This window comes from Streptomyces sp. NPDC013457, assembly GCF_043089925.1.
GTDB lineage: Bacteria > Actinomycetota > Actinomycetes > Streptomycetales > Streptomycetaceae > Streptomyces.
Genome location: NZ_JBICBL010000008.1, coordinates 83,717 through 97,837, shown reverse-complemented (window position 1 = coordinate 97,837; position 14,121 = coordinate 83,717). Strand labels below are relative to the sequence as shown.

Annotated in this window: 13 protein-coding genes, 1 tRNA gene, 1 other RNA gene and 1 pseudogene; 4 read left to right on the top strand and 12 right to left on the bottom strand. The window is 73.1% G+C overall.

Annotation, left to right across the window (positions count from 1 at the left end):
- Nucleotides 1–3: 3 nt before the first annotated feature.
- The 10 genes from ACF1G2_RS22195 to ACF1G2_RS22150 all read right to left on the bottom strand — a co-directional run bounded on the left by ACF1G2_RS22195 (nt 4) and on the right by ACF1G2_RS22150 (nt 9,927).
- Nucleotides 4–741, bottom strand: a complete 738-nt coding sequence (locus ACF1G2_RS22195; protein WP_391799918.1) for an HAD family hydrolase — start codon at nt 739–741, stop codon at nt 4–6.
- Nucleotides 738–2,381 carry an FAD-dependent monooxygenase gene (locus ACF1G2_RS22190; protein WP_391799917.1) on the bottom strand — a complete coding sequence of 548 codons (1,644 nt, stop codon included), beginning with the start codon at nt 2,379–2,381 and terminating at the stop codon, nt 738–740. The genes ACF1G2_RS22195 and ACF1G2_RS22190 overlap by 4 nt, the downstream gene beginning before the upstream one ends.
- Entirely contained in the window at nt 2,369–3,127 is a 759-nt protein-coding gene (locus tag ACF1G2_RS22185) for an SDR family NAD(P)-dependent oxidoreductase (RefSeq protein WP_391799916.1), read from the bottom strand. Before ACF1G2_RS22185 ends, ACF1G2_RS22190 begins: the two co-directional genes overlap by 13 nt.
- Nucleotides 3,128–3,220: 93 nt before the next feature.
- The gene (locus ACF1G2_RS22180) at nt 3,221–4,207 is read right to left on the bottom strand and encodes a 3-oxoacyl-ACP synthase III family protein (RefSeq protein ID WP_391799915.1); all 987 of its coding nucleotides are present in this window, start codon (nt 4,205–4,207) and stop codon (nt 3,221–3,223) included.
- A gap of 96 nt (nt 4,208–4,303) precedes the next feature.
- Nucleotides 4,304–5,029, bottom strand: coding sequence for an SDR family oxidoreductase (locus ACF1G2_RS22175; RefSeq protein ID WP_383226459.1), 726 nt, complete (start codon nt 5,027–5,029; stop codon nt 4,304–4,306).
- Nucleotides 5,026–6,315 (bottom strand): beta-ketoacyl-[acyl-carrier-protein] synthase family protein, encoded by a 1,290-nt coding sequence (locus ACF1G2_RS22170; RefSeq protein ID WP_391799914.1) that lies wholly within the window; start codon nt 6,313–6,315, stop codon nt 5,026–5,028. The genes ACF1G2_RS22175 and ACF1G2_RS22170 overlap by 4 nt, the downstream gene beginning before the upstream one ends.
- A complete protein-coding gene (locus ACF1G2_RS22165) occupies nt 6,315–6,554 on the bottom strand; it encodes an acyl carrier protein (protein WP_383226463.1) in 240 nt (79 codons plus the stop codon). Before ACF1G2_RS22165 ends, ACF1G2_RS22170 begins: the two co-directional genes overlap by 1 nt.
- A gap of 62 nt (nt 6,555–6,616) precedes the next feature.
- Entirely contained in the window at nt 6,617–7,660 is a 1,044-nt protein-coding gene (locus ACF1G2_RS22160; RefSeq protein WP_391799913.1) for a ketoacyl-ACP synthase III family protein, read from the bottom strand.
- Between the two features lie 7 nt (nt 7,661–7,667).
- A complete protein-coding gene (locus tag ACF1G2_RS22155; protein ID WP_391799912.1) occupies nt 7,668–8,735 on the bottom strand; it encodes a ScbA/BarX family gamma-butyrolactone biosynthesis protein in 1,068 nt (355 codons plus the stop codon).
- A 262-nt stretch (nt 8,736–8,997) separates the two neighbouring features.
- Complete coding sequence (locus tag ACF1G2_RS22150) at nt 8,998–9,927, bottom strand: NADP-dependent oxidoreductase (protein WP_391799911.1); 930 nt, start codon at nt 9,925–9,927, stop codon at nt 8,998–9,000.
- Nucleotides 9,928–10,098: 171 nt separating this feature from the next.
- Here ACF1G2_RS22150 and ACF1G2_RS22145 point away from each other — a divergent pair, with 171 nt between their 5' ends.
- Complete coding sequence (locus ACF1G2_RS22145) at nt 10,099–10,740, top strand: MBL fold metallo-hydrolase (protein WP_391799910.1); 642 nt, start codon at nt 10,099–10,101, stop codon at nt 10,738–10,740.
- On the top strand, nt 10,737–11,759 hold the full coding sequence (locus tag ACF1G2_RS22140) for a zinc-binding alcohol dehydrogenase family protein (protein WP_391799909.1): 1,023 nt from the start codon (nt 10,737–10,739) through the stop codon (nt 11,757–11,759). Before ACF1G2_RS22145 ends, ACF1G2_RS22140 begins: the two co-directional genes overlap by 4 nt.
- Before the next feature lie 193 nt (nt 11,760–11,952).
- Here the strand turns inward: ACF1G2_RS22140 and ACF1G2_RS22135 are convergent, their stop codons facing one another.
- On the bottom strand, nt 11,953–12,945 hold the full coding sequence (locus ACF1G2_RS22135; protein WP_391799908.1) for an immunity 49 family protein: 993 nt from the start codon (nt 12,943–12,945) through the stop codon (nt 11,953–11,955).
- Nucleotides 12,946–13,049: 104 nt separating this feature from the next.
- On the opposite strand from ACF1G2_RS22135, the pseudogene ACF1G2_RS22130 reads away from it, so the two are divergent.
- A pseudogene (locus tag ACF1G2_RS22130) lies at nt 13,050–13,721 on the top strand (tyrosine-type recombinase/integrase); the annotation flags it as partial.
- A gap of 69 nt (nt 13,722–13,790) precedes the next feature.
- Here the strand turns inward: ACF1G2_RS22130 and ACF1G2_RS22125 are convergent.
- A tRNA-Ser gene (locus ACF1G2_RS22125) sits at nt 13,791–13,878 on the bottom strand.
- 108 nt (nt 13,879–13,986) lie between these two features.
- Here ACF1G2_RS22125 and ffs point away from each other — a divergent pair.
- Nucleotides 13,987–14,085: signal recognition particle sRNA small type (gene ffs / locus ACF1G2_RS22120), an RNA gene on the top strand.
- Nucleotides 14,086–14,121 lie beyond the last annotated feature (36 nt).

Below are 14,121 nucleotides of genomic sequence, written 5' to 3'. Positions count from 1 at the left end.
GGACTACACCGGCTGGCGCCGGGTGCCCGGCATCAGCGTCGCCGGGACGACGGGCCAGCCGTGCTCGGCGGCGTGCGCCGCCATCCTCGGGTGCTCGCCGACCACCGTCGGACGGCCCACCATGCCCAGCATGGTCAGGTCGCCCGGGTCGTCCCCGTACGCGTAGCAGTCCGCCGGGTCGGCGCCGAACTTCTCCAGCGCCTCCCGGACCGCGTCCGCCTTCGCGGGACCGAACATCGCGTGCCGGATCGCACCGGTCATCAGTCCGGCCCCGTCCAGCTCCGGTTCCGTGCACAGGACCAGGTCGATCCCCAGGTCGTCGGTGATCGGGTGCAGCGTCGCGGGCCACGAGCCGGAGATCACCACCGTGTGATGGCCCGCCGCCTGGTGGCGGCGGAGCCGGGCCACCGTCGGCTCGATGAAGGGCGCCCCGCGCTCGCGCAGATCGGCGTACCACTCACGGGCCTCCGCGATCACGTCGTCCCACGGGATGCCGGCGTGCAGCTCGTAGAACTTGGACACCACCTCGACCGGGGTCACGCCCAGCGACGCCAGCCGCCGCAGCGGGTCCACGAGACGCTCGTACGCGGTGCCGGTCACGTCCCCCTGGCGCCGCAGCCGGTAGCGCAGCAGCGAGAAGGGGGTCTTCATGGCGATGAGCGTCTCGTCGGCGTCGAAGAACGCCACCACCGGTCGGGAGTGGTCCGTGGTGAGGGGCGGGAGTGCGGGGGGTGGTGTCATGACCGGCTCCTGAGATGTGCCGCTCGGTCGAGCAGCCGCGTGGTGTCCTGAGGCCGTGCGGGATCCAGCCGGGCCAGCAGATGGCCGTCGGGGCGCACCACCGCGACGGCGGGGCGCGGGCCGAGGGCCCGGGCCAGGCCCTGGGGGACCGCACGGGTCAGGTCGAGTACGGGGGTGCCGTCGGGCAGTTCGCGGCGCACCCGGTCCCGGGTGCGCCGCCAGTCCGCCGGCGGGGTGCGCGTACCGGGCCAGAGCAGCACGGTGTGCCGGTCCCGGTCGATCGCCGGCCAGCCGCCGCCGTCGAACCGCAGGGCCGCGACCCCCGGCGCGCCGTCCCCGGCGGCCGGGGCAGCCCCGGCAGCTCCGGCAGCCCCGGCCGTTGCGGCCGCCCAGGGCCCGGAGGCCACCTTCAGCGGCAGCCGGGGATGGCGGTCTCCGTCGTAGCTGACGGCCGTCTGGCCGAGCTGCGGGGCCAGTCTGCGCTGGAAGAGCCCGGTCCGGTCGGCCGCAATGAACGCCGCGTCCCGCAGAGCCACCTTCGCCGGCGTGTTGACCAGCCCGGCCTTGGTGAGGAGTTCCGTCGAGCGCGCCACCTCGTGGGAGACGGCGCGGCGCTCGGAGTCGTACGAGTCGAGGATCGACTCGCCGAACTCGCCGTGGAGGACGCCGGACAGCTTCCACGCCAGGTTGAACGCGTCCTGCATGCCGGTGTTCATGCCCTGCCCGCCGGCCGGGCTGATCACGTGCGCGGCGTCGCCCACCAGGAAGCAGCGGCCGCTGCGGAAGGCGGAGGCAATCCTGACCCGTACCCGGAACGACCCGCTCCACAGCAGTTCCTCGACTCGGGTGCGCCCCGCCGCCCGGTCGTCGACGACCTGCTGGAACATCTCGCGCGGCGGTGGGTTCCGCTCGTCGTAGGCGTCGTGCGGCACGTTCAGGGCGATGCGGTGCACACCGTCGCCCATCGGTCCGAGGACGATGGCGCCGCTCGGCGCGTAGCAGTAGTGCGAGAGGTCCTCGGGGAGGCTGGTGGAGATGCGGGCGTCGGTGATGGCGAACGACACGTCGACCGGCGGGCCGTCGTAGGCGATGCCCAGCTCCCTGCGCACGGTGCTGTGCGCGCCGTCCGCGCCGACGAGCCAGCCGGGCTCCAGTTCCTCGGTCCGGCCGTCCTCGTGCTCCAGCTTGACGGCCGGGCTGTCCGCCGCGTTGTCCAGCGCCGTGAGCCGGACGCCCTCCTCCAGGGTGCCGCCGAGAGCGGCGAGCCGCCGGCGCAGGACCCGTTCGGTGTCGTGCTGCGGGATCGTGAGCGCGAACGGGTACGGCGAGTCCGGCAGCTTGCTCATCCAGGCGGTCGCCAGGCGGCGGCCGCGCGAGTAGAACGCGGTCCCCGCGAGACGGTGGCCGGTGGCGAGGAGCTCGTCGGTCACCCCGATCCGGTCGAGCAGTTCGAGGTTGCGCGGCCAGATGACGTTCGCGCGGGAGTGCGCCGAGTGTCCGCGCCCGGCGTCCACGACGCGCACGGGGATGTCCCGCTGGAGCAGTTCGCAGGCGACGAGCAGACCGACCGGGCCCGCGCCGACGACCAGGACCGGACGGTCCGTCCCGGCACCCGGGTGATGCTGCGTCAGGCCGCCCACATCAGGCCCCCGTTGACCTCCACCACGCTGCCGTTGACGTACGAGCTGTCCTGGGAGGCGAGGAACACGGCGGTCGCGCCCACCTCGGCCGGGCGGCCGAGGCGGCCGGACAGCAGCCGGCCGCGGTAGTACTCCCAGGCGCTCTCGTTGGAGGCCAGTTCCTTGCCCATGCCCTCGTCGATGTAGCCGGGAGACAGGCAGTTGACCGTGATCCCCTTGGGCGCGAGCTCGGCCGCCGAGGTACGGGTGAACATCTCCACGGCGGCCTTGCTGGCGCTGTACGCGGAGGCGCCGATCGCCGCCCGGCCGGCCACGCAGGACGACAGGTTGATGATGCGCCCGCCGATCCCGGTGGCCTCGCGGCGTGCGGTCATCGGGCCGATCACCGCGCGCGTGCAGAGGAAGACACCGGTCAGGTTGGTCGCGAGGGTGGTGTTCCAGTCGGCGACCGACAGCCGGGCGATCTTGCCGTCACGGCTGACGCCCGCGTTGTTGACCAGGATGTCGATGCCGCCGAAGGTCTCGGCGGCGGTGTCCATCAGCCCGGCCACGGAGCCCTCGTCGGTGACGTCCGTGTGGTGGTAGAGCAGCCGGTCGCCGTGGTCGTCGGCGAGCTCCTTGATGTCGTACGGGTTGCGCGCGGCGACGACGACCGAGGCGCCCTCCGCGAGGTAGGCCTCGGCGATCGCCCGGCCCAGGCCCCGCGTCCCGCCAGTGATGACGGCCGTCTGTCCGTCGAGCCTCATGGGCTCCTCCATCCGATGCTGTGTGCGTGTGGTGTGCGTGTGTGGCTCTGCGCCGACGGGACGGGCAGAGGGGGGCGACCGGGAGCGGCGGGCTCAGTACCAGGTCAGCAGTGCCGCGCCCGCGGTCATGCCGCCGCCCACCGAGGCGAGCAGCACCCGCTCGCCGCGCCGCAGCGGCTTCTCGCGGTGCGTGGCGTGCAGGGTGAGCGGCACGGAGGCGGCGACCGTGTTGCCCAGGTGGGGCGCGGTGTAGGCGACACGCTCCGGGTCGATGCCGGCGTCCGCCGCGAACGTCTCCAGGAGACGGGTGTTGGCCTGGTGGAAGACGAACCGGTCCACGTCGTCCAGGGTGAGTCCGCAGTCGTCGAGCGTGACGGCGGTCAGCTTCGCGAGCACCGAGAGCGCGTAGTCGCGCACCGAGCGGCCGTCCATCCGGAAGAGGTGCTTGCCGGCCTCGCGGGCCTCGGCGTCGAGCGGCGTTCGGGTACCGCCGGCCTCCACGCCCACGTAGTGGTGGTACTCCCCGTCCGTGACCAGGTGCACCGACTGCAGGCCGTAGCCGTCGGGCACCTCGCCGAGCAGGACGGCGCCCGCGCCGTCACCGAAGAGGCTCACCGTCCGCCGGTCGGTCCTGTCCATGATCGTGGAGAACATGTCGGCGCCGACGAGCAGCACGTGGTCACCGTGGCGGCCGGCCTTGAGGAGGCCCTCGGCGACCGCGAGGCCGTAGAGGAAACCGCTGCAGACGGCGTTGATGTCGAAGGCGGGCAGTGAGGAGAGCCCCAGCTTGTGCTGGAGGATCGCCGCGGTGGACGGCTGCGGCACGTCCGGGGTGCTGGTCGCCACGACGAGCGCGCCCAGCCTCTCGCGCACGGACTCGTCGGCGCCCTGGAGCGCCTCGCGGGCGGCGGGGAGGGCCAGGTCGGACGTGGCGGTGCCCGGCTCGGCGTACCGCCGTTCGAGCACGCCGGTCCGCTCGGCCACCCAGGACTCGGGCATGCCCGTCCAGGCGCTGATCTGCTGGTTGTCGACCACCTTGTCCGGTGTGTACGAGCCGATCGACAGGACGCCGACTGCCATGGTCTCCCTTTCCTGCGCGGGGGTTCCGCGCGTGGGTTTGGTGCGCGTGGCTTGCTGTGCGTGGTGCGTGGTGTGAGGGGCGTACGGCAGGGGGCGTCAGTGACCCATGCCGAGCCCACCGCTGACCGGCAGCACGGCGCCGGTGACGTACGAGGCCTCCTCGCCGGTCAGGAAGCGGACGGCGGCGGCCACCTCGTCGGCGGTCCCGGCGCGGCCGAGCGGCGTCATCGCCAGGTACTGGTCCAGGCGGGCGGGCCGCACCTCGCGGAGCATGTCCGTCTCCACGAGCCCGGGGGCGACGACGTTGACGGTGATGCCACGGCTGCCGAGCTCCCAGGCGAGCGAGCGGGCCAGGCCGACGAGGCCGGACTTGGCGGCGGTGTAGTTCGTCTGGCCGGGCGAGCCGGTGAACGCCACGGCGGACGAGATCAGCACCATCCGGCCCCAGCGCGCGCCGAGCATGGAGCGGGAGGCGTGCCGGGCGACCCGGATGACCGCCCGCAGGTTGGTGTCGAGGACGGTGTCCACGGCCTCGTCGTCGAGGGTGAGGAGCAGCCCGTCCCGGGTGATCCCGGCGTTGGCGACGAGGACCTCGACGTCGCCCTGTTCGGCCGCGACCTCCTTGAAGGCCCGTGCCACCTGCGCCTCGTCGGTCACGTCGCAGCGCACCCCGAACAGGCCCTCGGGGGGTTCGCCGGTGCGGTAGGTGACCGCCACCCGGTCGCCGCGTGCGGCGAGCGAGCGGGCGACGGCCAGTCCGATGCCCCGGTTGCCCCCGGTGACGAGCACGGAGCGGGGCGCGGCGTTCTCGGTCGTGGTCACGCCGGCGTCACCACGATCACGGCGTTCTGTCCGCCGAAGCCGAACGAGTCGTTCACCGCGGCGCCGATCTCCATCGGGCGTGCCTCCTTGGCGACGACGTCGACCCCGATGCCCGGGTCCAGGCTGGACAGGTTGGCCGTCGGCGGGACGAGCCGGCGCTCGACGGCGAGCACCGTGTACACGGCCTCGGCGGCCCCGGCCGCGCCCAGCAGGTGGCCGACGACGCCCTTGGTGGAGGTGACGGCCGGCTTCTCGCCGAAGACCCGGCGGATGACCCCGGCCTCGGTGATGTCGTTGAGCGGTGTCGAGGTGCCGTGCGCGTTGACGTGGTCCACCTCGGAGGCGTCGACCAGGGCGTCGGCGAGCGCCGCCCGGATGGCCCGCTCGGCGCCGCCGCCCGTCGGATCGGGCGCCGAGGCGTGGTGGCCGTCCGCGGAGGCGCCGAAGCCGGAGACCCGGGCGCGGATGCGCGCGCCGCGTGCCCGCGCGTCCTCGACCCGCTCCAGGACCAGCATGGCCGCTCCCTCGCCGGCGACGAATCCGTCGCGGTCGGCGTCGAAGGGGCGGGAGGCGGACGCCGGGTCGTCGCGCCGGGTGGACAGCGCCCCGGCCTTGGCCAGGCTGGCCATCGCGGTGGGGGACATCGCCGCCTCCGCCCCGCCGGCCAGGACGATGTCGCAGACCCCGGACTCCAGCAGGGCGCGGGCGTAGCCGATCGCTGTGTTGCCGGAGGCGCAGGCCGTCGACACGACCTGGTTGGGGCCGAGTGCCTTGAGGTCCATGGCGATGTAGCCGGCGGTCATGTTGACCGGGCCCATGACCATCAGGAGCGGGGAGACGAACCCCGGACCGTCGGCCAGGTGCTTGCCGTGCTCCCGCTCGACGGTGGACCAGCCGCCGAGCGAGGTGCCGACGACCACGCCGACGCGGGGTCCGTCCCAGGCCGCCGGGTCGAGCCCGGCGTCCTCGACGGCCTGCCGGGCGGCGACCACGCCGAAGTGGCTGATCGGGTCCATGCGGACGGCGGAGCGCCGCCCGAGCAGCGCTCCCGCGTCGAAGTCCGGCACGCGGCAGGCGAAGTCGACGGGCAGGCCCGCGAGTTCGGGGTCGGCGGCGGCGGTGGACCGGCCGGCCCACACCGTCTCGAAGTTGGCCTCGACGCCGAGGCCGGCGGGGGTCACCAGGCCGACGCCGGTGACGGCCACGTCGAAGCGTCGCGTGCGCGCGCCGCGGGCGCTCGTCGGTACGCCGGTCACCGGTACGCCGGTCGTCGGTATGCCGGCCATCAGGCCACCGCGATCTTGGCGTCGATCTCGCCGAGGACGTCGGCGAAGGTGTTCTCGGGGGTCAGCGCGGTCTCGTCGATCTCGACACCGAACTCCTTCTGCACGATGACGCTGAGCTCGATCAGGGCGAGCGAGTCCAGTTCGAGGGCGTCGAAGGTGGCGGTGGTGTTCAGCTCCTCGGCGGGGACGCCGAGCTTGTCGGAGACGAGGGCGAAGAGACGGTCCTGGGAAGCGGACATGGTGGTGGCTCCTTGGGAGGTGGTGTGTCGCGGATGAAGGTGGGTCAGGGGCCGTGGCGGGGTCAGCACTTGCTGACGACCACCGCGGTGAAGGTGAATCCGCCGCCGCCGTTGAGCACGAGCGCATGGCTCCCGCGGGGCAGCAGGTCCGTACGGGCCAGGTCGGCGAGGGAGGCGTTCAGGTCGCCGGCCCCCACGTGTCCGGTGGCGCGGCCGAGGTCGAGCACCTCCGCGGAGGTGACGTCCGTCAGCGGCGGGATGTACGCCTCCGCCATCGCCTTGCTCCCGAGGCGTGGGATCACGGCGTGGCGCAGCCGCGGATCGTCGCCGGTGAGCCCGGCGCCGGCCAGGGCCTCTTCGACGACGCCGCGGATCCGGTCGGCGGCGGTCTTGAGGAAGAAGTCGACGCCGTACGCCTTGATGAACGCGCGCTTGGTCCGCCGCACGTCGATCATCGGACTGTGGCCCATCGGCGTCGCGTTGAGCTCGTCGTCGCCGCGGTGCATCACCTCGAGTTCGGAGGCTGCCCGGGTGGCGAGCGAGTGGAGCAGCAGGTCGGGGGCGTGCCCGGGGCCCGTCGGCCCTCCGGCGCGGTCGACGAGGACGGCCGTCGCCGCGTCGCCGGCCGCCATGCCGTAGTCGCTGAGCCAGCGGTGCCAGCTCGGCATCAGGAAACGGTCGGCGGTGGTGACGAGCGCGGGCCCGGCGTCCGGGTCGCCCTGGAGGCGGCTCGCGGCCAGCTCGATGCCGACGGCGCCGCCGTTGCACTGCTGGAGCAGCCCGATCGGTACGGCGTTGTCGGCGCCGATCCGGCGGGCGACGTAGTGCGGGGCGGACCAGGCGTCGTGACCCTGGTGGTGCACGCTCGCGTGCAGGACGAGCGAGAGCCGCTCGGCCCGGGCTCCGGAGAGCGCGAGGGCCTGGTTGGCGGCCTCGACGGCCATGTCCGGGGGTGCGGTGTCCTCGCTGACCGGGAGCGATGTGTAGCCGAGTTCGCGCGCGGTCTTGGCGGGGACGTCACCCGAGGCCACGGCCTCCTCGACGGTCTGGCGCCCTTCCGGGTACCAGGCCGTCGCGGTCAGGGCGAGCGGTGAGTCCAGTCGCACGGTGCCGTCACCGGCCGTCCGTGGCGAGGGCCGGCTCCGGGAGCGCGGCGACGGCGGCCGGCGGCTCCGGAAGGGCGGCGACGGTGGCCGGCGGCTCCGGGAGCGCGGCGACGGCGACCGTGGCCGTGCAGACCGACGCCCCGTCCTGGAGGAAGTCGACGGCGAAGCGGTCGTCGGCCGTCGCCGTGACGGAGACGGTGACCGGGCTGTCCAGCTCCACGAAGCGGCGGAACGTGGCCGCGAAGGCGGCGGCGTAGCGGCGCTCGGCGGGCGCCCCGGCGGCGAGCACGGCGGCCTGGCGGGCCGCCTCCATGAGCGCCATCGCGGGCACGTGGTCCAGCGGGTGGTCGTACATGGCCGGGTGCAGGACGGGCACGTCGAGCAGGGCGCGCAGGACGGCCGGCCCGCCGGGGCGCTCGACATCCGTCAGCACGACGTTCTCGGTCCGCTCGCGGCCCACCAGGGCGGGCGCAACGGGCGTGCCCGCCCGGGTCTGCGGCATCGCGGAGGAGAGCGGCGGTACGGTGCCCCGGCTCTTCTCCCGGTGCGCCCCGTAGCCGTCGCGGCTGAGGTAGCCGGCCACGACGGAGCTGGTCCCGGCCCGCCGGCCGGCCACGACGAACGCGCACTCCAGGGTGGCGGCCAGCAGCTTGGTGCCGCGTCGCCTGAGGTCGCGCGTGGTGACCTCGACGACGAGTTCGTCCGGGGCGTCGCCGCGGGCCCGCAGCGCGGCCAGGTCCGTGAACTCGGTGGTCCAGTCGCTGATCAGGAAGGACGTGTCGTACGTGACGTCCAGCCACCGGTGCGCGACGACGGTGACCGCCTGGCGGGCGGCCTCCAGGAGGAACAGCGGGTCGAGCAGCGCGGGCCGCTGCGTGTGGTCGTTGTAGTAGCCGTGCGCGCGGGGCGCCTGGACGGCCACGGCGAAGGTGTCGTCGTCGAGCCGGACGGCGTCCGTGACGAACACCTCCATGACGGCCCGGCGGTGCACCAGGACGCGGTCCAGCGGTCGCTGGTAGGCGAGTTCGGCAGCGACCGGAGCGGCCTCCGGCCGCTCCTGCTCAGCAAGGGTCATGCCCCGTCCGTTCGTCCGTGGGTCTGGGTTCGGCGACGCCCCCCGAGGGCGTGGAACCAGCCTCACAGCGGCCCCTCGGGTTTCGTCTGCGAACGGCGAAGGGTCTGGCCGACGGCTTCGGGATGGCTGGATCGAGAGCCGCTCAAGGTTCACTGGAGACGGGGTGCGGACGCCCCGGACATGCGCAAAGGGCCGTCCCCGGGTGGGGACGGCCCTTGTTTCGTACGGGTTTCGCTGCTGTCGACGGCTGTGCCGCTCCGGTTCAGTCAGGCTGGACCGCGAGGACGATCTTGCCCCGCACATGGCCGGTTTGCACGAGTTCATGCGCGCGCGCCGCCTCCGCGAGCGGGAACTCGGCGCTGACGTGGACCCGGACCTCGCCCCGCTCCGCCATCGCCACCAGCTCGGCCAGATCGGCCGGGTCGGGGCGGACGAACACGTAACGTCCGCCGAGCCGCGTCACGTCGCCGGAGATGGAGGCGAGCCGCCCGCCCGGCCGCAGCAGCGCCGGCGAGCCGAAGAGGGTGTCGCCGCCCATGAGGTCGAAGACGGCGTCGACGCCCTGGGGAGCCAGGGCGCGCACCCGGTCGGCGAGCCCGGGCCCGTAGGTCACCGGCTCGGCCCCGAGCGACCGCAGGAAGTCGTGGTTGCGCTCGCTCGCCGTCCCGATGACCCGGGCGCCGAGGGCGCGGCCGATCTGCACGGCGAGCGAGCCGACCCCGCCGGCCGCCGCGTGGACGAGCAGCACGTCGCCGGCGGCGATCCGCAGATGACGGCGGAGCGCCTGGTACGCGGTGAGGCCGGCGGCCGGCAGTCCGGCCGCGGCCCGCGGGTCGAGGGAGGGCGGCCGGTGCGCCAGGGTCCTCACGGGTGCGGCCACCAGCTCGCCGTACGTACCGCGCTGCATGTGGTCGCAGCGGACGTAGCCGACGACCTCGTCGCCGGGGGAGAACTCGGTGACGCCGAGGCCGGTGCGCTCGACCACGCCGGACAGGTCGCACCCCATCACCAGGGGGAAGTGGGACTCGAACCAGTCGTCGATGTAGCCCTCGCGGATCTTCCAGTCCGCCGGGTTGACGCCCGCGTACCGCACGCGGACGAGCACGACGTCCGGTCCGAGGCGCGGCTCGGGCAGGTCCATGAGTTCCAGGACCTCGGGCCCTCCGTAGCGCTGGACGGCGATGGCCTTCACGTGCGAACCCCCTGATGGGACGACGACCGTACGGGTATGGGGTGCCGGCCCCGGTCCGGGCCCCGGTTCGGGCGCGTGACGCCGGCACCGCCACTATACGAGTTCTGAGCCAGGGTTCTGCGACACAACCGGTAATTGACATATGACCGAGGTCTCGGTCAGAGTCGCGTCATGCTCGTACTGTCCGCCTCCACCGGCAAGTTCGGCACGAACGTCCATCTCGTCGCCGCAGGACCGGGAAATCCCTGCCTCATCGTCGACCCCGGGCACGACTCCGCCGAAGCGGTCCGACAGGCCGTCCGGACCCACCGCCTGGAGCCCGAGGCCATCCTCATCACCCACGGCCACATGGACCACACGTGGGACGCCGTGCCGCTCGCCCGGCACTACGGAGTCGCCGCCTGGATCCACCCCGCCGACCGCTACCAGCTCGGCGCCCCCGCCCGGGGTCTGCCCGACTCCTTCCCCCGCGAACTCCTCGTCGGACACCCCGACGAGGAGCCCGACGAGGTGAGCGAACTCCCCGCACAGGGCGGTGAGCTGAGCTTCGCGACCGGCCCCGTCACCGTGCTCCACACCCCAGGCCACACCGGGGGTTCCGTGATGTTCCGCTTCGACGGAGGAACCGACCCGCTCCTCGCGACCGGGGACAGCCTCCTCGCCACCGGCCCCGGGCGCGCGGACGCGCCGGGCGCCAGCCCGGCCGGTCTGGACCGCTCCCTTCGCATGATCGCCGGCCTGTGCCCGGACGAGACCCGGCTGCTCACCGGCCACGGCCCCTCCACCACCTTCAGCGAGACGGGAATCCGATGACGAACACCGCCCAGACCTCCACGACCCCCGGAGACCGCATGCGCACCGTCCGGTTCGAGTCCTTCGGCGCCCCGTCCGTGCTGGGCGTCGCGGACGTCGCCGTGCCCGAGCCGGCGGCCGGGCAGCTCACGATCGACGTCCGGTACGCGGGCGTGAACTTCGCCGAAGTGATGTTCCGCCGCGGCCAGTTCCCCGTGGACCTGCCCCACTTCCCCGGACTCGAGGCCGTGGGCACCGTGCGCGCCGTGGGCGGGGGCGTCACCGGCTTCGAGGTCGGCGACCGCGTGGCCGCCCTCACGCTCGGCGGCGGTGGCAACGCCGAGGTGGTCGCCGTCGGTGCCGAGCACGCCGTCCGTCTCGACGGCGACCTCGCCGAGCTCGACGGCGCCGTCGCGGCGGGCGCCCTGTGCAACGTCACCACCGCGCTCGGCGTCCTCACCTCGGCGGGCCGGCTCGCGAAGGGCGAGACCGTCGTCGTCCTCGCCGCCGCCGGCGGCGTCGGCACGGCCGCCGCGCAGCTCGCCCGCTCGCTGGGCGCCGCCACGGTCATCGGCGTGACGAGCTCCCCGGCCAAGGCCGCGTACGCCCGCGCCTACGGCTACGACAGCGTGGTCTCCTACGACGAGCTGGAGCGCGAGGTGGCCGAGCGGACCGGCGGAGCCGGCGCCGACCTGGTCCTGGACTCCGTCGGCGGCGCGTTCCGGTCGTCCGTGACCGGTCTGCTGGCAGCCTTCGGCCGCCACGTCATCTTCGGCAACGCCGCCGCCGAGGACGTCACCTTCGAGGGCAACCACCCCTGGTACACGAACAGCTCCCTCGCCGGCTACAACCTCGGCGGCGTCGCGGGCCGCGCCCCGGCACTGCTCCGCGCCCACCTGGAGCAGGCCCTGACCGAGGTCGCCAAGGGCACCGTCCGGGTGGACGTGACGGTCCTGCCGCTGCGTGACGTGACGCGCGCACACGAACTCCTGGAGACGCGGGCATCCACCGGCAAGTACGTCCTGGACGTCCGGAGCTGACCTGGTCCCGGTGTCTCCGTCGGCGGAGACACCGACAACGCCGAAGGGCCCCACCGCGAACGGTGGGGCCCTTCAACGAATTGCCCGGTGAGAGCAGTGGCGGAGGATACGAGATCCGGGACATCCGGCAGTTGGCGTTCGCTGACGTGGGGCAGGGCGATCACACCCGTCATACCCATGCCCCCCGGGTGGCCTACTTGGCAGCCCAGTAGCCCAAGTTGTTCCGGTTCCCCTCTGCCGCCCGGCGCGGCGCGTCCGGCGATCCCAGCAGACCGTACGGCAGATACCCGGACCGGACACCGAGTTCCCACCCATGGACCTGGACGGCGAGGCAGGCCAGGGCGAGGGTGCCGAGGGGGAGCAGAGACCGGGGCGCGGGATCACCGGCATCGGCTTCGACGCTCTCCCGGTACGCGACCAGCCGGGCGACGAGGGCGTCCTCGAAGGATTGCTGGTCGTCGTCGAGGAGTACGCGGAGCAGCCGCTGGTCCGCGCTGAGCGCGTCGCCGACCTCGTCAAGCCGCCGGGCGGCCTCCGCGCGCTGCCCGCCGTCCGGCTTGCGCAGCGGAACCGTCGGCCAGTCACGGGGCAGATGCCCGTCCGCCTCGGCGAGATAGGGGCACAGGGCGTCCATGGCGGCGAGGTCGGCGGGGTCGGAGACGGAGGTGTACCGGTTGTAGGGCACGCCGTCACGGATGGCGGGCGCGTAGTCGCCGCGCAGCAGCAGCCCGGTCACCCGCTCCCAGTCCCACACGAGCCCGCTGACGACACACATCTCGAACATGTCGAGCCAGGTCCGCGCGGTGGGCGCCTCCTGAACGACGTCCCTGAAGGTGATGGGCCCGTCCCCGAACTCGTCGTCTTCCGGGTCCGTGCTGATCCGCTCCCCGATGAGGGGGAACCGGAGTTCCTGGTCCCCGTCTGGGAAGCACATGATGCTCAGAACTCCCTGCACACACTCCGCGGCGGTGACGGCGACCGTGCCGGCAGCGGCGTCGAGCCCCGGCTCCGTCACCGTTCGCGCGGCGACATGGTCGAGCAGTTCGTCCGCCATGGCCCGGATCAGCGTCGGCGAGATGCTGCCGTAGCGCAGCGAGTGCCACCGCGTGTAGGCCCGCCCGTCGATGTCGTCGAGCGCCTCGGCCAACCGCTGCTCGCCGACCTGGTGGCATGTCACATCCCGCACGCAACCTGCCCCTTCATTGAGTTCCATGACTGGACGAAGCACGCTATCAACGGGCACTGACAGCACTGACCCGGGGCCTTGGTAGCCCGGGTCAGTTCGTTGGCCGCAACAGCGCTCGCTGGATGCTCGCGCTCGCTCTCGGACTGCGGCAGGGCGAGACCCTCGGGCTGCGATGGTCCGACGTGTACCTGGACGACGCGTACCTGAAGCTGCGCCGGAATCGCCTGCGGCCGAAGTACGCGCACGGATGCCCCGAGGCGTCGCCGTGCGGCCGGAAGGCCGGCTACTGCCCCAAACGTGAGCAGGTACGGCGGGAGACCAAGAACACCAGGTCACGCGCTGGCCGCCGGGCAGTACCGCTGCCGGGTCCGCTGGTCGTGAGGCTCCGTGCCCACAAGGAGGCACTGGCCCCTGAGCGGGCGGCGGCGGGGAACCTGTGGACCGCCTCGGAGTACGTTTTCACCAAGCCGCTCGGTGGCCCGCTCAGCCCGAACACGGACTGCCACGACTGGAAGAAGCTGCTGGGCGACGCGGGGGTGCGTGACGCGCGTCTGCACGATGCCCGGCACACGGTCGCCACCGTACTCATGCTGCTCGGAGCCCCGGACCGCGTCATCGACCAGATCATGGGGTGGGAGCCAGGTGCCTCCTCCCGGATGCGGGCGCGGTACCTGCACGTGCCGGACGCCATGCTGAAGGACGTGGCCCGGAAGATCGCCGAAGCCGTCCGGGGACCCTCGGCGAAGCCCACTGTGGACAAAGACCAGGACAACAAGGCCTGGGGAACGCCGAAGGGCCCCACCGCGAACGGTGGGGCCCTTCAACGAATTGCCCGGTGAGAGCAATGGCGGAGGATACGAGATTCGAACTCGTGAGGGGTTGCCCCCAACACGCTTTCCAAGCGTGCGCCCTAGGCCTCTAGGCGAATCCTCCGCGGCAAACAATACAAGACGCCGAGGGGTGCTCGCGAACGTGATCCAGAACGGGGGTGCCCGGTCGGGATCGGGGGGCCGCGGGGGTCCTGGGATCGGGTACCCTTGGCGGAGCCCCTCACGTGGCGCTATCTGACTGAACTCCCCCAGGGCCGGAAGGCAGCAAGGGTAGGTCGGCTCTGGCGGGTGCGTGGGGGGCGCTTGCGTTCCCGGGTTGTCGGTGGGCGCCTATAACCTCGTATAC